This is a genomic window from Cellulomonas sp. URHD0024 (assembly GCF_000426185.1).
Classification (GTDB): Bacteria; Actinomycetota; Actinomycetes; order Actinomycetales; family Cellulomonadaceae; genus Cellulomonas.
The window spans coordinates 1-18,079 of the sequence record NZ_AUEW01000018.1; the positions used below are offsets into that span (position 1 = coordinate 1).

Genomic DNA, 18,079 nt, shown 5'->3' on the forward strand with positions numbered 1-18,079 from the left:
GCTCGACGGTGGCTTCAACCCGTCGGGGCATGACTCGGCCCGCTGCCACTGCGACCCGGTGAACTCCGCCACCGGCGAGTTCTTCGAGACGGACAGCGACCTGACCCTGCCAGGGGTGGGGGAGCCGTTGGGCGTGCAGCGTTCGTTCTCCACCGCCCGACGCGATCTGGACGGCGCGTTCGGGCACGGCTGGTCACTGGGCCTGGGCATGTCCCTGGCACCCGAGACCGGCAGCTCTGGTCCGTTGGCCGACGCATTGCAGATCAAGGCGCTGCAGGAGAACGGCAGCGCGGTGGTGTTCACCCGCGGCCCAGACGGGCGGTACACCGCGCCGGCGCGGGTGAACGCCACACTGACCCGCAACAGCGACGGCACGTTCGTGCTTGGCCGCCAGCACCAGCAGCGGTTCACGTTCAACCCGGGCGGCGCGCTGATCGCCGTCGCCGACCAAAACGGCCAGGGCTACACCCTGACGTACGGACCGACCGGACGCCTCAGCTCCGTCCAGGACGGCCGGAGCCGAGAGCTGGTCCTCACCTGGACCGGCGCGCACGTCTCCACCGTCCGCGACCACACCGGCCGCACCGTCACCTACACCTACTCCAGCGCGGGCGACCTGATCGGGGTCGAGACGCCCGACGGCGCGCTCAAGCAGTACACCTACGACAACCAGCACCGGGTCCTCACCCTCACCGCGCCCGACGGCGGTGTGACCACCAACGAGTACGACACGGCGAACCGGGTCACGAAGCAGACCGACCCGCTGGGACGGGCCACGACGTTCGGGTACGGCAACGCCCAGACCACCGTCACTGACCCGACCGGGGCGGTCACGGTCGAGAAGTACGTCGACCTGCAGCTCATCTCCGAGACCAAGGCCGCCGGAACCGCGTTCGAGCAGACCACCGTCTTCACCTACGACATCACCAACCAGGTGGCCTCCCGCACCGACGCCCTCGGCCGGGTCACCCGGTTCACCTACGACACCAACGGGAACCGGACCTCGGTGACCGACCCACTGGGCCGGATCTCGACGACCACCTACGACGAGCTCAACAACCCGCTGACCGTCACAAACGGCGCAGGTGAGACAACGACGTTCTCGTACGACGAGCGCGGCAACCTTCTGTCGACAACCGCGCCCGGTGGCGCCGTGACGTCGTACACGTCTAACCCCGATGGAACCCTTGCCGCGGTCCGTGATGCTGCGGGGCGCACCACGTCCTTCGCTTACGACAGCAACGGATTCGTGGCCAGCGCGACGGGACCCGACGGGGCGGTGACCCGGACCGAGTTCGACACCTTAGGTCGCGTTGTCTCCTCGACCGATCCGCGAGGTGACGGCGCTCACGCGGTGGACTACACCACGACGTACACCTACGACCCGATGGGTCGGCGCCTGACCACGACTGACCCGCTGCATGCGGTTCGTTCCACGACGTATGACGCATCGGGCCGCCCGATCGTTGAGATCGACCCCACAGGTGCGGCCACCACGTCCGAGTACGACCTCGCGGGTCAGCTCACGGCGACGATCGACGGGGAGGGGCGGCGAACGGAACTGGCTTACGACGACGCCGGCCGTCTGGTCTCAGTCACCGACGCCGAAGGTGCGACCACGACCACGACGTATGACGCGCTGGGCCGCGCGACCACGGTGCGCGACGCCTTGGGCCGCACAGAATCCAGCGAGTACGACGTGGTCGGGCGTGTGACCGCGACGGTGGATGGCGCGGGCAACCGCACCACATATGAGTACGACGCGGCAGATCAGTTGATGTCGACAACCGACCCGCTCGGCGCGGTCACCTCGACCACCTTCGATGCCGCGGGCCGGCCGGTCACAATGACAAATCCGTTGGGCCGGACCACGACGATCGTGTACGACTCAGCCGGCCGGCCGGTGACGACGATCGACCCACTGGGCGCCAGGGCGACTGTGGAGTATGACGGCGCCGGCCAGGTGAAGGCGAGCGTCGACGCCGTCGGCCACCGGACCGTTCTCACCTACGACACCGCCGGTCGCCGCTCTGCGGTGACGGACGCCATGGGTGCAACGTCCACCACCGCATACGACCTAGCCGGTCACCCGACCGTCATGACCGACTCCCTGGGACGGATCACCAGTCGCGAGTACGACGGCGCAGGACGCGTCGTCGCGGTTCTCGATCCCGCGGGCGGGCGCACAACCATGGAGTACGACGGTGCCGGCCGTCTGCTATCGACCACGGATCCTGCTGCTCGGGTCACGTCGGCGACGTACGACCGAACCGGACTTCCCGTTTCCCTCACCGACCCGCTCGGCCGGACCACCACGACCGAGTACGACGCAGCACGTCGCGCGATCGCGACCGTCGCTCCGTCCGGAGCGCGCACCCGCTACGTCTACGACGCAGCGGGTGAGCTGACCTCGACGATCGATCCTCTGGGCGCGGCGTCCAGCACGACCTTCGACGCGGCGGGCCGTCCAACTGTGGTGACCGACGCCGACGGGCGGGCGGTAAGGGCGAGCTACGACGCGGCCAGCCGGCCGCGGAGCGTCCAGCGGGCAGACGGGTCGCAGATCTCCTGGACCTATGACAGCGCCGGCAACGTCACGGCTTACGTCGACGCCGCAGGCCGAGCCGTCACATACACCTACGACGCCGCGGGCCGGGTGTCCTCAACCACGGACACGGCGGACCGCACGACGGACTACGCCTACGACAACGCAGGCCAGCTGACCAGAACCACGTTCCCGGACTCCGGGTACGTCGATGCAACCTACGACGCGGTGGGGCGACCGACTGCGCTCGACTACTCCGACTCCACACCGGACGTCTCTAGCGAGTACGACAGTGCTGGACAGATGACGAAGGTCACCGACGGGAGCGGGACCACCACGTACTCCTATGACGCGCTCGGGCGCCGCACCGGGGTTACCCGCGGCCAGAACACCGTGGGATACACGTACAACGCCGTCGGCCAGGTCACTGCCTTGGCCTACCCCACCAGCGGGACAGTGGGATACGCCTACGACGATGCGGGCCAGCTCACCACGGTCACAGACACCGCAGGAGGGACCTACTCCTACGCCTGGACCGCCGACGGCCAGATCGCGTCACTCACTTATCCCAACGGCGTGATCACCAGCAACGAGCACGACGCCACCGGCAAGCCCCTCGGCGTCACCACCGTCAATCAGGCCGGCGTCCACCTGCTCGAGCTCGCCTACACCTACTCGGACGGCGAGTCCCTGACCAGCCAAACCGCGACGCGGTCGCTCACCGCCCGCGCACCACCCGCGGCGTCGAGCACCACACAGTCCTACGTTTGGGATCCGCAGGCAAGGATCGCCGCGATCACCGGGGACAGGGCCGCAACGTTCTCGTTCGACACCGCCGACCGACTCACCGCACTGGGAGACGGACGAACCCTCTCGTACAACGCGGCCGGGCAGGCCTCCACACTGACTGACCCGACCGCAAACGTCGCCATGAACTTCGGCTACGACGAGCGGGGCAACCGCACCACCACCACGGTCACCGGACCCTCGAGCGCGACGACCAGTACCGCTGCCTACAACCTGGCCGACCAGCTGACTCACCTGAGCCAGGCGGACGGCACGCAGATCGACTACACCTACGACGCCGCCGGTCTGCGCGCCAGCGCAACAAACGACGACGGCGCCGGAACCGCAGTCGAGACCTACACCTGGGACACCACAAAGTCCGTGCCGGACCTGCTGACCGACGCCGGACACGCCTACATCTACGGCGCAGGCTCGACCCCGTTAGCCCAGACGAACCTGACCGACGGCTCCATCACCTACCTACATGCTGACCACATCGGATCGGTGCGCACAGCCACCGACAGCAACGGGCAGGTCGTCTGCGACAACGACTACGACACGTACGGCGCACCCATCGCCATCACAAGCGACAAGTGCTCCGACCTCACCCGGTTCGGGTACGCAGGGGCGTACACCGACCCGAGTGGATACATCTACCTCCGGGCCCGCTACTACGACCCGACCTCTGCCCAGTTCCTGTCCGTCGACCCACTCGTCTCACAGACCAACAACCCCTATGGGTACACCGCCGGCAACCCGCTGCAACAAACCGACCCGCTGGGGCTATGGACCTGGCAACTCGATGGGCGATCCCTTGTCTCGACCGGCGCCTTCATGGCCAACCCGCTCTTGACCGTGGTCACCAAGCAGATTGATCTCGATGACGGCAACGACCAGAACGTCCTGGTCAACGCCGCCCAGTCCTACGGCGTCGGTGCGCTCAACGGCACTCTCGGGTTCGTCAACCTGGCCGCCAACTACAGCGAGCCTGCTCTGGTGGCGCGGGCGGCCGGGTGGGACGGCCTGAACCTCGCATTCGACGATCCCAACGCATGCGACAGCACCTACAAGTTTTCGGGCTACGTGGGTTCGTGGGTCGGGCCACAACTCCTCATCGGAGGCCCCGGCGGATCCGCCGCGCGCGCAAGCGGAACCGCAGCTAGAGAGCTAGCCGTTACGACCGAGGCAATAGCCGCACCGGCGAGCAAGGCCCTAGCCGCACAAGGAAGTACAGTTGCAGCCAAGAGCGCCGCTACCGAGACGAGCGAAGTTGCCGCAAACACCGCTGCCGGGACGAACAAGATCTATTCGGCGCGGGTGCTGATGAGGTCGGCCGAAGAGGCTGGGCCGTATCACAACTTCCCGGGGTCGTTCGATGATGCGATCATCTCTCAGGGCACTCGGACGCTGAACCCGAACTACTTCACCAAGCCAAAGGCCAACCTCGGGAGCGACTCGATCCAGTACAGGCTCCCTGGCGAGATCAACGGGCGCGGTGGGGTCTACGAGATCTTCACGAGGCCGTCGGTCAGCGGCCGAACTGAGTTGGTCACACACCGCTTCTTCCGCCCGGCCTACTGATGATCACGCGTGACTACTTCGCTTCTGAGTTCGACGTGGCGATCGTTGAACGTTCGGGTGGCTTACCCGATCATGCGTTCGCTGCGCCGGGTGCGGGGGCGCGGGCGGTCGAGGTGGCCGTCGAGCCTTGGGGTGCGCCGATGTGGACGGCCACCTTCGCGGCGCCGGATCTGGGGGTGCGTGCGCTGACGGCTGTCATCGGCACCCCGAGCCCGACGGGCTTGTGTGTCGTTGAACGAGGCACAGCCTTCGTCGGCGATGTGCTGGAACCTGCTGTCTTCAGCGTGGTCGAGACTCGAGGGCCTGTGGTCGACGCCGAGGAGCTCCCGGCGGACGGGCTCCTGCTTCTGCTCACGCCGTGGTCGATCACAGCTGTTGGTCAACTCGGGCGTCGCTGGACGTCGGAACGCCTCGCCATCGACGGACTACGTGTCGATGAGGCGAGCGATGGATGGCTCAGGGGCGTGGCTGACCCAGACGATGACGAGCCGCGGGACTTCGCGCTGAACCTCGCCACCGGCGAGGTTGTCGGCGGGGCCGGGATCGCCTGATCGTCAGCTGGCTTGGCCGGTGAGGGCTTGGCGGGCGTGGTGGCGCAGGACTGCGCCTTCGATCATGGCGAGGACGGCGGCGTGTTCGTCGGGGTCGAGCTGGTCGAGGGCTACGAGGCGTAGTCGCAGGCTGGGGTTGGCGGGGCCTCGTTCGTCGGTGTCGAACAGGAGCGAGTCAGCGCTGGTGCTCAGCGCTAGGGCGAGGTTGCGCAGGACGTCGAGGGTGGGCTGGCTGGTGCCGGCTTCGTAGCGGCGGATCTGCGTGACGTGGGCGCCGGCGGCGTCGGCGACGGCCTGCTGGGTGAGCCCGCGTTGCTTGCGGAGGGCGGCGAGTCGGTCGCCGAACTTGTGATCGGTCACTGAGTCGCCGTCAGCCCCGGCAACCACCGATGACGACGGCCCATACTCTTCTTGCCCACCACGCTGCCACGCGTCGTCTGACGAGGACCCCGTCGGCTCGTTGACACTTCCCTGAGTCGTCGGGCTTGGGGACGATGGTCGCTCTGATCACCCTTCGGAGGGCTGATGAGCGAGAAGCGCAAGTACCGGCAGTTCACGCCGGAGCAGAAGACAGAGGTCGTCCTGGCCGGCCTGCGCGGCGACCGGTCGGTGCGGGACGTGTGCCGCGAGTACGAGATCTCCGAGACGCTCTACTACTCCTGGCGCGACAAGCTGCTCGAGGGCGGCAAGGCTGCCCTGGCCGCCTCGAACGCCCGCAGCCCGGAGCACGTGGAGGCCGCCGAGCTTCAAGCCAGGGTGGCAAGGAGGGACTTGGCAGTCGAACTTCGAGTCCCGATGGGCTCCCAGCGGCCGGTGGCAGACCAACGGTCACCTCGACATTACGGACTTGCCATGAGAGCTGAGATCCGTTCGATCTCCTCCAGCGACGTGGAGGACCTCGACAACTTCCGGCCGTCAGACGATGTCTTCTCGGTTCCTATTCGACTCCAAATCGGCCCTGCGGGTGCCCCCGGCGAGGAGTCGTTTGACCTGACCGTCTGTTCGGTGCTCTGGCTCGATCAGCAAGTCGAGCACGCCCGTTTTCGACGCGCGCCACCATCTTGTCGTTCGCGAGTTCCACTGGCCTGTGGTGCTTCGCTACATCGAAAGGCGGGTCGCGCAGTGCGTCGGCGAGACCTGGCGAGACGTCGCCCAGCGGTTGAGCCGCTTCGCATACTGGGAATTCGAGGACTACTCATGAGGGGCACGGGCCCTGGACACCCGGGTGCTCACGTCCAGTCCCGCGAGAGTCCCCCCGCGAGCCTCCAGCTCGTAGGACTTGCGCCCAGAGTGCGTTCCAGGGCGTCGACCTTCTTCTTCAGCTCGACGACCTCGAGGTTACGCCCACGTCGCGAGTTGGGCCTTGCTCCAACCGCCGGCTGACGATCTTGACGATTCGATCTCGTCTCCGGTGGCGCATACCCCGGCCGTAGCTCGACGAGAGCCATGGGCGCCGATATGACGGATGGCGGGCTCTTGGTCTACGGCTGGCGCGCCGGGGTTGCGCCCCCTGCGTTGGCAGACAGACCGTCGAATCCAGCGGTGGATAGATACGGGTGAGCCGGGTCCTGCGAGACGTCCGGGACCTCGGGGACACCGATCGAGCGAGCAGCGGTCAGAACGTGGGTGAGGGTCTCCCGCAGTACGTCGGGGCTTCCCTCCGACCAGCCGGCGATGTAGGGAATGGAGTAGTCGGCTGTGTCGAGGCCGGCGCTGGCGGCGACGAGGAAGGCTATCGATTCAGCCTCGACCTCGGCTCGGCCACGGCACAGGGCGCTGGTCGCGTAGTCCGAAAAGCGGTGCTCGTGGTCGGCGCGGATGTGTCCGAGCTCGTGCGCGAGGGTCTTGGTGCCCTGTGCCGGTTCGACGTCGTCACGCACGCGCACGGTTCGGGTTGCGTAGGCCGTGTAGCCGTTCGCGCCGGCCGGGCATGCGCCGCGTTCGATCACGAAGCCGTCCTGGGCGACGGCGTCGGCCAGGTGGTCCCAGAGGTGCTGCGGCGCGTCTCCGGTGAGCAGTTCCGGTTCGACGTCGGGCAGGGGTGCGCCCGCGGTCTGGCTGATGTCGAAGACGTGCACGACCCGGAAGGCGCGCAGCTCGCGAAGGGAGACCGGTTCTTGATCGCGGGCCGGGGGCGTGCCCGGCGCTCCGCCGCCGGCGGCCGCCTCGGTTCTTGCGGATTTGTACGTGCAGGGGGCGAGAATGGCGATGCCGTGTTCGCCCTTGATGACGTGTCGTCTCAGGCTGTTCCAGGTTCGGATTCCGGCGACTCGAGTCGCGTCAGGTCGCTGGGTGGCGATCAGCAGAACGTTGGAGGGCGAGTAGCTCGGGAACCGTGCTGCGGCGGCGAGCATCTGGCGCCATCGCTGGGAGTCGGCGAGGTCACGGACGGCGGCGACGAGTTTGTCGTGGAGGGCCGCCAGTCGCTCGTCGTTGGACGGCGCGCGGCGGCCGCTCATGCTGGACCGTCCGCGGGTGCGGGATGGGTTGTTCCGGCGGGAAGCAGCGCGCCTCTGCAGATGGGGTCGGTCCAGCCGAGGTAGCCGCTGCCGTTCAGGTACATGGATCGCAGTCGGGCCAGGCTGATCAGGTAGACGCCTCCGCGGTTGCCCGTGGCTCGATCGAAGACTTCGTTGGCGGTGAGCATGATCTTGTTCGGGTCGCAGCCGGGGTCGGCCTGCACGACGAGTGATGCGTGCCCGAAGGGCCGCCCGGTGTTCCAGAACGTGAAGGCGCCCAGGGGTGGGCACATGTCGCCGGGGTGGGCGTGGCCGGTGGCGAGCATGTCGGTCCAGTGGGCTTTCGCGGACAGATACCCGGAGCCGACGTAGCCGTAGGCGCGGCAGGCGAGCCGGTCGCAGAGCTGGCGCCACCCTGAGGTGACCCCGACGTAGGCGAGAGCGTTGCGCACGGCGGTAGCGACGTCGGTGGGTGTACCGGGCGGGACGAGCACGTCGCCGCTGCCGAGGTCGGGGACGCAGCCCGCCGCTGAGCCGGGTGCCCAGGGCGTCGGGGTCGCGGCGAGGTTGGGGTCTTCGGGTTCTGCACCGGAGGTGTCGTCGGTGGACCATTCGACCATGCGCTGATCAACGTTCGTGATGAACGTCCGGGTGACCGCGGGGATCGTCGGGTAGGTGCGTAGTCGCGATTCGCCGGCGTTGTGCGCGATGACCAGTGCGTCCAGCTCGGGCAGGCTGGAGGAGGCCCAGTTGGGGTGCTGCGTGCGGATCTGGCGGACCCCGCCAAGGCGGTTGCACAGGTAGCGGCCGGCGACGCGGGCGTGGATGTCGGGGTCCTCGATGTCGGCTGTCCCGTTGTCGTTCAGATCGGCGGACACCGGGTGGCCGTAGGCGGCCTGCCAGATGGTGGCATTCAGCTGCAGCAGCCCCCAGGTGCCGCCGTTCGCGTCGGCAGCGTGGGCGTCGGGGCGGAATCCGGATTCCTGGGCCATGACGGCGGCGATCCAGGTTTCCGGCAGGTCCGGGCACGCCTGTTTCGCCTCGCTGATCCAGGCGTTCGCCGTGGCGGGGATCGGGGCGTCGTCGGCCAGTGGGTCGCTCGAGGACGTGGCGATGCAGGCGTCCGCGGCGCCGCCGACGCTGAGCGCAGTCAGGATCGCGACGGCAGGTACCGCCAGGAGTCCGGCCGCCGCGAGGGCGATCTTGATCACGTCGGCACCTCCGTGCCCGTGGCGGTGGCGTGCTCGACGGCTTGTTGGTCGATGCGGAGTTGGGAGGCGTCACGTCGGGCTGTCCAGGCGGCGAGGTCGATGACCGTGGGTTTGGTCTGGCGCAGCAGCAGGACGGCGGTGCCGAACGGAAGGGTCCGCAGGACGGAGGCGGGCATGACGGGCACGGTGCGGACCGAGGTCGAGGTGGAGTGTTCGCCTGCGCGTCCGCGATTGCGGGTCTCGGTGAGCTCGTCGATCTCGCCGACCAGATGCGCGACGTCGTCCAGGTCGCGGAACTTGGCCAGGCCGCCCAGCACGATCTTGACGGTGGCGGCGTCCCAGATGGCGTCCGCTGCGTGCTCGCCCCACTTTGCGCGGGCCTGCGCCAGGGACTGCAGGACGGCGAGGGTGGTGATCCCTGAGCCTCCGCCCTCGGCCATCAACGACGGGAGCGAGGGCAGGGGTGTGAGGTTCGCGATCTCGTCTAGCGCGAGCAGCAGGGGCGGGTCCAGGCGGGCGCCGGGGGAGCGCGCGGCAACTGCTCGCGCGGTCTCGGTGATGTCTTCGACGAACGCGGCGACCAGTGGTGCGCAGGACCCGGAAGCGACGGCGGACGCCAGGAGGTAGAGGGTTCCGGAGCCACGCAGGAACTCTGTGGGGTTGAACTCTGCTCCGTGGGGTGGATCGACTGCGGCCAGGACGTCGGGGTCAGCGAGGGCTGCGAGGGACTGGCGCACGCCGAGCCAGATGGAGTCTCGGGTGCGCGGGTCGGAGTGGATGGAAGCCTCGAGGGCGTCGGCCCACCCGTCGGCGGCCTTGCTCTGTCGGTTGAGGATGGTGACAGCGTCCTCGGCGAGGGCGGGGTTCAGGGACCACCGGTACAGATCGACCGCGCGGCGTTCGTCGAGGGCGGCCGCGTGAAGGAGGCAGCGCAGGGCCGTCTCGGTCTGCCCAGCCCAGAAGTCCGAGTCCGAGACGGTGCGGCCGAACCCGGCGCCTGCAGCCAGCCCACGCGCGCGGACGAGCGCGGTGCGGGGTGTTTCGCAGCCGCGCACGGGGGACCAGGCCAGGCCGCCGGGTAGTCCGGCGAGGCGTTGGGGGTCGAAGATCGCGACGGGTCCTCGGGTGCGGCGGGAGCGCATCGTGATGGACAACGTGTCGGGTCGAGTCGAGGTGGTCACGACCGGGCCGGGTGCATCCAGGACCCACGGGACCACGACGTGTAAACCCTTGCCCATGCGTGGTGGGCCGACAAGCAGGCAGGAGTCTTCGACGGTGCACCACAGGTCGCGACCGCGCAGGCGCCCGAGCCGGTAGCCGACGTCCTGCGGTGCCGCCGTGCGGTCGGAGGACGGGCGCACGATGGCCGCTCGGGCGCGCAGCGTTCGGCGACCGGCGACCGCCTCGACCTCCGCTGGTGTGGCCATTCCGGGCAGTTGGCGCAGTTTGCCGCGGGTCGCGTGCTTGCGTGTGAGGTGGTTCAACAACCGCCAGGCGGCCAGGGCCGCGCCGGTGAGCAGGGCGATCACGATCGCTGTTCCGAGCCAGTAGGTCGACGTTGCCGGCATCGCCGACGGGTCCGGCCACACCGATGACGGGTCGGCGGGGTGCGCCGCGGCTCGCAGCGCGACAAGCAGCCCGCCCTCTGGGATGGGCTCATGGCCGAGGAGGCACGCGAGTGCCACGCCCAGCCACAGCACTCCGGCCGTCGCCAGGACCGCGCCGCCGGCGAGCAGGGCGACGTCGGTCAGGTCCGGTCCTCCTCGGCCCGTGGGTCGCGGTCGGGTGTTCATCGGGCGACGGCGTCGATGCGCTGGGTCGGCACGGGTGTGTCGATTCGCCCGTTCAGGTCGACCAGGGTCGGCAGGACACTCGCGGTGCGCCTAAGCGCGTCGGTCAGCAGGTGTCCGGTGTCGACTAGGTCGCCTATCAGTACACCTGGGTTCCGGGCGGCGGCGAACAGCTGGGCCGCGCCCGTGTCGGCCAGGTGACGGACCTGGTCACCGGCGACTGCGGCAGCGCACGGGTAGAGCTGCTGGTGCCAGCCGCTGTCGATGGCGTCCTGCAGTTCTCGCGTGCTCGGAAGGGCGGGACCGTGTTGGGCGTGTGAGCGGACCGCCCAGGCGATCGTGACGGCGTCGATCCGTTGCCCGAGTTCGGCCATCTCGATGGCCGTGCCGTAGACCAGTCGCCACCCGGGATCGTGCACCCGCACCGGAGGCAACCAGGTCGCCACAGCCGCCAGGTGTTCGGGGTGGTCGATCAGCGCTCCGATCAGGGCAATGACGTGCCGCTGCTCGGCGGCAGGGTCGCGGTCGGGGTGGGCGGCCAGGTACTTGTCGGCGCCCATCCGGGCTTCGGTATTCCGCACGGCTGCTCGCAGGGCGAGGGGTACGACGGCGTCGTCGTGCGGCTGCCCGGTGGCGTGTGCCCATCGGGACGCGGCGCAGTCCAGCGCCGCGTCGACGACGTTGCAGGTGGCCGTCACCGGGTGCGCGACGCGGTCGCATGCGGTCTGCACCGCGGCGGCGCGCAGCAGTATCCCGGTGCCGGCGATCTCTCGGCGAAGGCCGACGTCGACGACCATCCGCGCGTAGTCGGTCGCGTCGGGGTGTGGTGGGGTGACGTGGAGCAGGTCGGCTAGCCGGGGCACGTTCGCCCGACGGCTCCCGAGCCGCCCGATCAGGTCCTCAGCCATGACCAGCGGGTCGATGGTTTCGCCAGCGGCGTGCCGTTCCAGCATCGCGGTGTAGACCTGCCCATGCCACGGGTCGGCGAAGTCCCCGGCGCGGAGCCACCGCTGGATCTCGTGGAGTCGACCCGGCTGGAGAAGCAGCGCGCCAAGCGTGGCCTGCTCGGCGAGCCGGCTGACGTGGTCGTCCATGGAAATCACCCCCGGGTGGGCGACGGCGCCTCGCGCATGGCGCCGTCGGTATCGACGATGGGGACCTCGGCGGGATGCAGAACGTGGTGCACGACATTAGAGCGGCGCGGCATCTTCCACAGGCCTGTCCCGCGGGCCAGGACCGGCAGGAGGTCGCGTTCCGGGTGGGTCAACCCGAGCGCGGTCGCGTTTCCGGCGAGCTGGTCTGCCTCTTGGCGGTAGATCACGCGGGTCGAGCAGTCGGCGAGCAACCCGTCGGCCAGGGCCCGGGCGGCTGACCCGACCGGACCCACGGCATCCAGGTCGGACAACCGGTGCAGGATCATCAGGTTCGCGATCCCGTACGCCCGCGAGAGCTTCCACTGGGCCTGCATGCGACGCACCAGCGGGACGCTGCGCATCAGCCGCCACGCCTCGTCGTAAATAACCCACCGCTTCGCCTGCGAGGCGACCAGCGCACCCTCGAGCCACGCGGATCCACAGGTCATCGCCAGGGCCAGCGCGTCGTCGTCCGAGCCGAGCCCCGACAGGTCGAGGACGACCATCGGAGCGTCCGGTCGCAGGATCGTCGTCGAGGGTCCGTCGAACAGGCCGGCGAGGTCGCCGCGGACGAGCCGGCGCAGGCCGTGGGCGAGGTCACGCCCGTCATGCTGCCGATCGACGACCGAAATGCCATCGATCGTGGCTGCTCGCTCGTCCGGTGCGGCCAATGCGGTCAGGACATCGGCGATGGTCGGGGCCGCGGTTCGGCTCTCAACGAGGGTGAGCGCGGCGTCCAGGCAACCCTGCTCCGGTGCCCCCAGCTCGCGGTGAAGGGTCAGCGCCGCTACCGCCGCCAGCAGGCGGGTCCGTGGACCGTGCGGGTCGGCGGTTCCAGCAACGTCGAGCGGGTTGAGCCGGGTCGCCCCTCCGCCACCGAGCCGCAGCACGGTCCCCCCGACGGCCTCGGCGACGACCGCCCATTCGCCCTTCGGATCGCCGGGTACGTACACGGACCGGCCCGCGGCAACAGAGCGCATGGCGATCGACTTGGCCAATGACGACTTGCCCTGCCCGATCACCCCTGACAGGACCACGTTCGGGTTCGTCAACTCATCGGAGCGGTATAGGGCCCACGGGTCGAACGCGAACGGGGTGCCGGTCAGCGCGTCCGGCCCGATCGGAATCCCGACGTCGCACCGATCCGCCGCCAGGAACGGGTAGGCGCCAGCTAGTGTCGCCGACGAGGCCCGATGCGCCGGCAATCGCAATCGCGGACCCGCGGCGTAGCGGCCAGTCGTGCGTCGGAACCGCCCAGCGGGCGCGCGGGGGATCACAGCACGCCTCGCGCGAGGGGAAGCATCGCAGCCAGGTGGGCTTGGCCCTGCTGGCCGACGAGCAGGCGAAGGTCACACATGGCCTGCGCAGCCGCGGTCGCCAAGGCAGCGCACTGTTCGCTCAGTGCGGCCTCGTCCGGTGCCGAGACGGTGATCAGGCCCGTATAGCGAAGGTCGCCGTGGCCGGCGACGAGCTCGGCCTCCCGGCGCTCCAGATCAACGTGTTCGGCGCGGGTCGCCTCGGCTTCGATCTGCCCGATCCGGGCGCGCTGTGCGGAGTTGGCCGCGTACTCCGCCTTCGAGCGGCGGATCTCGCGCAGCGCCTTGGCGATCGGGATCGGCTCAGCGATCACCGTCATTGTGCGCACCCGTGCTGCACCCAGCAGGATCGGCTGCAGAAATGCCGGGTCCACCTCGCTGCGCGGCCATTCCGAGACCCAATAGGTCGCGTGCACCGCGTTGTCGCATCGCATCAGACCCCACCGCTCGTCGACGCCGAGCGGACCAGCAGGCGTGCCCGGTCCGACCGATTCGACTGTTGGACCAGCGAACGGGTCGTACCCCGTGCGGATCCGGACCTTCAGCTCAGCGGCGTCGAGCCATCCCTCGGGCACCAGATCCGCCCCGCTGACCGCGTCCGCGACGCCGTGAAGGTGCCTGGCGATCGCCGCTACGTCGCCCAAGTCGAGGTGGGCGCGGCGAGGTGAGCGGACGGCCACTGCGAGCAAGGTCTCGCGTGTCAACGGTTCCACGAACCCGGTGTCCAGCAGGCTGGCCAAGTGAGCAAGCAGGGGCGTTGATGGTGTCGCGCAGTGCTCACGCCACCAAGCGCGCGCCGGAGCCAGGCCGCCCGGGATCGCACGGGACAACAACTGCACCCGGACGATCGCAGGTTGCTGGCACAGCCCGGCCAACACCCGCCCCCACCCAACAACCCGGCTCCCTTGGGTCGCCGCGTCCTCGAGGACGAACCCGGCCCCGCCGACCCGAAGAACCGCGGTGAGAGTGCCCGCCCTTCGGTCGACCAACAAGGTGGCCCCGCCCAGAGCCGCGCAATGCACCAGCTCGAGCCGGAGACCCACGCCCGGCAGGGTCAGGTGACGGTCGGTTCGAGCGGCCGCCCGCGTCGACGCGACGGCGGACGTGCGTCCGCAGATGCGGCGTCCAATCCATTGACCGATCAGCGGGATCCAGGCCACGAGCGCGCGTCCAGCGACACTCCCGGTGCCGATCCCGAGCAACGTCAGCCACACCGGCGTTGCCGCGAGCAGTCCGGCGAATCCCGCGGAGTAGACGGCGGCCACGGCCGTCGCGAGCCCGACACCAACGACCGCCAGTTGCGCCCCGGACAGACCAAGCAAGACCCCGCGCCGCTCGAGCCGCCCGAACCTCACCGACGGGCTCGCCACTTCGAACGCCGATTGAGTCACGACTGCTCACCGCCAGGATGGGCAGTGGGCTTGGGGCCCTGATTGGTGGTCGCGGCGTGCACGGCGCTGCCGACGCCACCGGTCACCGCGGTCACGGCAGCCTGCTTGGCCAGTACCCGGGAGGCACCGGCGGCCTTGCTGATCGGGTTGGCCGCCATCGTGCTGTGCATGACGCCGGCGGCCTCCATGCCCGACCAGTGCACGAAGCGCCACGTCAACCAAGGAGCCCAGATCGCGATCGCCAGCAGCAGAACCCCGACCAAGGCGTCCCCGAGTGCACCGCCCCCGCCGGCCACGGGCTGCGACGAAGACTGCCCGCTCGTCGTCGGTCCGGACCCCGTGAACGCGGACGCCCCGACAACGAACGCGACGACGATGACGATCTTGCAGAACACCAGAGCAGCTACGACTTCGAGCCAATGCCGCGTCCAGGCGCGCGTCTGGTCCCAGGCCGAGCCGGCGAACGCGATCGGAGCGAAGACCGCCACCAGGATCAGTGCCGCCTTGCGAAAGAGCAGGACACCCCACAGCAGCAAGAACCCGACCACCAGGAGCAGGCCGAGCATCAGTTGCAGCCCGGGGTCGTACTGCATGAGCGAGTTGAACTCGAAGAACCGCGCCGCGGCCTGCGACACCGTCACATCCGCCGATGAGGCGATGTAGGTGCAGATCTCGTCAGTCGCGGTCAACGCCAGCTGCGTCACGGCCAGCGCCAGACCCGCACCGATCATGGCCTTTCCCACACCGACGAGAGCTCGAAGCAGCCCACCGGGTTCGCGACGCAGCGCGGACGTCAAGACCTGCAGCACAAACAGTGCGACGACCACCGGGAACGCGATGGCAGAAATGACGGTCACGTTTGCCCGGAACCAGGACGCGCCCAGATCGACTGTCGTCGTCTCATCCAGTGCTGTGATGGCGAGCTGACCGACCTGGGCGGCGCTGCTGACGAACGCCCTCCCCAGACCACCGAGCACATAGTCCGAGGCGGCTGCCTGTGCTGAGCTCGTCGCGTCGCACACGAACGTAACCGGGCCGATACACGGGTCGAGGCTGGGGACCGCCATCAGATCATCCCGCCAAGTCCGGAGGCGAAGGTGACGATTGCGTCCGCGCCACCGATCAGCAGCGCGGCCGTGGCAGCGAGCAGAACTCCCGTCTTGCCACCCGATGCGTACTGATAGTTGCCCTGCTTACTGGCCCAGGCCCACACGATCGCCGAGACCACCAGTGCCGCCACACACGCGATCAACCCCCACGTCATCAGGGCCCCGGCGATGAGCTTGGCTACGGGAAGGCCCGGCAGGCCGGTGTCGTTCGGGGTGATGCCCGGGTCGTCCGCCCAGACCCAAGATGCGATGCCGATTGCGTGGCGCATGACGCCCCCAAGTGTTCGGAGCCGGATCCTGTCGTCGGCTCGCTCCCCACTAGGTGTGCCGGGGATTACGTAACACGCGAGGCAGAGCCTGTCAGCGCTGGCCGCTGACGGGTTCGACCCGGACCTTGTTGCCGCTCGAGCCGGTGCAGGGGCCGCAAACACCGCAGCGGAGCTGCTGCCCGAGGTAGACACGGCATTCCAGTTCCCAGGAGCGGGCCGAAGCGGTGCCGGGGTCAAGAACTTTGTTGGTCCCCCGAACACGATCGCGCGCGGCGCCAGCCCTGGGCGAGTCTTCGTCACCGACGACCAAGGGAGGGTAATCTTCGACGTCACGCGTGACAGCGTGAAGCCCGTCGTGCCTGGCCGGGGCTTCGCCTCTGGTGACGAGCGCAAACTGACGCCGACCCCAGAGCAACTCGGCTGGATCGACGAATTGTGGGGTGGCTGACGTGACCGAAGACAGCTTGCGGTGCTCGCCCGCGGACCTGGTGGCGGTCTTCCGAGATGCCCTCATCGCCTCCATACCGACTGCTGAGCGGTTGCTCCTGGAATGGGGCGACGGTCGTCAGCATCGCGATTGGGAACGCCTTGCTCGGACGCTCTTTGACCTTTGCGTCCGAGGACCCATTGAGTCGGACTCGGCACGTCCTGAGTCGGAGTACCCGCTTGCCCCCTACGACATTGACGAGGCCTCCTACGCCGTCGCCAGTTGGATCAGCGCAACGAGCGAGACGACTAGCTCGCGCACGGCGCTCATCAGACTCATGACGGATGTGAGGCCGTTCGACATTGCTCAGGTCGCCATCCTTGACCCCGAAACGCTCGTTCCGATCGATCGGGCGCTGCTGCCGTTCGCCGAGGTGGAGTTCGCATTCGTTCGGCGCTCGAAAGGCCAACTGAATATAGAGATCCGTGAAATCGAGGCCATCGACTGATGGCCCGCCCCCAGCGACTTGAACGAACCGCGCTGACCGCCGTCGTCTTCGTCGCGCTTGTCGCTGCCCTGTTCGGTCTCGTCGTCGGTGGACAGGCACCCGTCGGCGCCTCGACCTCGGCGGACGCACCGTCAGCCACCTACACCTACGACAGCCCCAATCTTCTCGTCGCGGACACGGACGCCGGCTACGACCGCGGGCCGCCTGCTGCGCCCCTAGGTCGACAGAGTGACCACGCCGACGACCATGGGCCACGAGTCCCTTCGACGCACGCTGGTGCGGCAGTTCGGGTCTTCACCGCTCACAGCGACCGCACGACCTACAGCTACGACGACCCCTTCGTGCGTGTGCAGTTCGCCAACGACGCGAGCGCGACGGACGGAGGTGTGGTTGAAGGGCGTTCGACCCCTACCTCCTCGTGGGTGGCGAGCGGTATTGCCGCAAATACCGCAGACGAACTGGCAAGCATCAGATTTCGGTCAGAGACGTCGCACATATTCAGGAACAAGGCCGGGCACCTCCTGGAGGACACCGCCGAAAATCGGTCATTGATTCAGGACGAAGTGTCGCCAGAGAACCTGCGACGGACGGCAACGCTTCCTGACGGAACTTCGATTGCCAGGTACTTCAAGGAGCTCCCGGACGGGGCGCAGTCATGGGCTGAGGTTCGCAACGGGACTGAGATCACCAACGGAGGTCTCAATGTCATCCCCCGATAGTCACTCACGCAAGGATGAGCAGCTCAGCGCCAGGGAGTCGTTCCTCGCCATGTCGGAGTTCATCTGGCGTTTCGGGCATCGGGCCGGCGACGACCTGATCACACTCATCGGTGACACTGATCTGGAACGTGACGGTTGGCCGACGGATCCGGCGGCTTGGGAGGACTGGCTCGAATGCGTGGATTGGGTGCGATCCGGCGAGCCGCTACGTGGCGGACAGGAGCGTGACGCCCCTTTCGAGACCGAACCGTGAGGCCGGCCTGAGGGCTACGGCTTCCGCGTTG

The 18,079-nt window shown here is 68.5% G+C and carries 15 protein-coding genes and 1 pseudogene; 7 read left to right on the forward strand and 9 right to left on the reverse strand.

The features are described from left to right. The first annotated feature begins 58 nt into the window (after positions 1-58). On the forward strand, positions 59-4,912 hold the full coding sequence (locus I847_RS0116030; protein WP_231384250.1) for an RHS repeat-associated core domain-containing protein: 4,854 nt from the start codon (positions 59-61) through the stop codon (positions 4,910-4,912). Then, entirely contained in the window at positions 4,912-5,463 is a 552-nt protein-coding gene (locus tag I847_RS0116035; RefSeq protein WP_028050500.1) for a hypothetical protein, read from the forward strand. Before I847_RS0116030 ends, I847_RS0116035 begins: the two co-directional genes overlap by 1 nt. 3 nt (positions 5,464-5,466) lie before the next feature. Here I847_RS0116035 and I847_RS0116040 read toward each other — a convergent pair whose 3' ends face one another. Beyond that, on the reverse strand, positions 5,467-5,823 hold the full coding sequence (locus I847_RS0116040) for a helix-turn-helix domain-containing protein (RefSeq protein ID WP_028050501.1): 357 nt from the start codon (positions 5,821-5,823) through the stop codon (positions 5,467-5,469). A 165-nt stretch (positions 5,824-5,988) separates the two neighbouring features. Between I847_RS0116040 and I847_RS27705 the strand changes: the two are divergent. Beyond that, positions 5,989-6,489: pseudogene (locus I847_RS27705) on the forward strand (Imm8 family immunity protein); the annotation flags it as partial. After that, positions 6,482-6,664 (forward strand): Imm8 family immunity protein, encoded by a 183-nt coding sequence (locus I847_RS27710; protein ID WP_028050502.1) that lies wholly within the window; start codon positions 6,482-6,484, stop codon positions 6,662-6,664. The pseudogene I847_RS27705 and the gene I847_RS27710, both read left to right, overlap by 8 nt. 280 nt (positions 6,665-6,944) lie before the next feature. Here the strand turns inward: I847_RS27710 and I847_RS24230 are convergent, their stop codons facing one another. From I847_RS24230 to I847_RS0116085, 8 genes are all read right to left on the reverse strand, one after another. Next, the gene (locus tag I847_RS24230) at positions 6,945-7,922 is read right to left on the reverse strand and encodes an ArdC family protein (RefSeq protein WP_051274986.1); all 978 of its coding nucleotides are present in this window, start codon (positions 7,920-7,922) and stop codon (positions 6,945-6,947) included. Further along, positions 7,919-9,133: a transglycosylase SLT domain-containing protein gene (locus tag I847_RS25855; protein WP_051274987.1), complete on the reverse strand. Its 1,215-nt coding sequence runs from the start codon at positions 9,131-9,133 to the stop codon at positions 7,919-7,921. The genes I847_RS24230 and I847_RS25855 overlap by 4 nt, the downstream gene beginning before the upstream one ends. Further along, complete coding sequence (locus I847_RS0116060; RefSeq protein ID WP_028050503.1) at positions 9,130-10,926, reverse strand: type IV secretory system conjugative DNA transfer family protein; 1,797 nt, start codon at positions 10,924-10,926, stop codon at positions 9,130-9,132. Before I847_RS0116060 ends, I847_RS25855 begins: the two co-directional genes overlap by 4 nt. Continuing rightward, entirely contained in the window at positions 10,923-12,017 is a 1,095-nt protein-coding gene (locus tag I847_RS0116065; protein ID WP_028050504.1) for a DnaB-like helicase N-terminal domain-containing protein, read from the reverse strand. The genes I847_RS0116060 and I847_RS0116065 overlap by 4 nt, the downstream gene beginning before the upstream one ends. 5 nt (positions 12,018-12,022) lie before the next feature. Next, the gene (locus tag I847_RS0116070; RefSeq protein ID WP_231384251.1) at positions 12,023-13,093 is read right to left on the reverse strand and encodes an ATP-binding protein; all 1,071 of its coding nucleotides are present in this window, start codon (positions 13,091-13,093) and stop codon (positions 12,023-12,025) included. Between the two features lie 236 nt (positions 13,094-13,329). Continuing rightward, a complete protein-coding gene (locus tag I847_RS0116075; protein WP_155856187.1) occupies positions 13,330-14,763 on the reverse strand; it encodes an SCO6880 family protein in 1,434 nt (477 codons plus the stop codon). Next, positions 14,760-15,620: a type IV secretion system protein gene (locus tag I847_RS0116080; RefSeq protein WP_196804596.1), complete on the reverse strand. Its 861-nt coding sequence runs from the start codon at positions 15,618-15,620 to the stop codon at positions 14,760-14,762. Before I847_RS0116080 ends, I847_RS0116075 begins: the two co-directional genes overlap by 4 nt. Before the next feature lie 209 nt (positions 15,621-15,829). Beyond that, positions 15,830-16,141 (reverse strand): DUF6112 family protein, encoded by a 312-nt coding sequence (locus I847_RS0116085; protein WP_155856189.1) that lies wholly within the window; start codon positions 16,139-16,141, stop codon positions 15,830-15,832. 449 nt (positions 16,142-16,590) lie between these two features. Between I847_RS0116085 and I847_RS0116090 the strand changes: the two genes are divergently transcribed. From I847_RS0116090 to I847_RS24245, 3 genes are read left to right on the forward strand one after another with little or no spacing between them, the layout of a single operon-like run. Next, entirely contained in the window at positions 16,591-17,076 is a 486-nt protein-coding gene (locus I847_RS0116090) for a hypothetical protein (protein WP_155856190.1), read from the forward strand. Further along, entirely contained in the window at positions 17,076-17,795 is a 720-nt protein-coding gene (locus I847_RS26865) for a hypothetical protein (RefSeq protein ID WP_155856191.1), read from the forward strand. The genes I847_RS0116090 and I847_RS26865 overlap by 1 nt, the downstream gene beginning before the upstream one ends. After that, positions 17,779-18,048 carry a hypothetical protein gene (locus I847_RS24245; RefSeq protein ID WP_034608860.1) on the forward strand — a complete coding sequence of 90 codons (270 nt, stop codon included), beginning with the start codon at positions 17,779-17,781 and terminating at the stop codon, positions 18,046-18,048. The genes I847_RS26865 and I847_RS24245 overlap by 17 nt, the downstream gene beginning before the upstream one ends. Positions 18,049-18,079 lie beyond the last annotated feature (31 nt).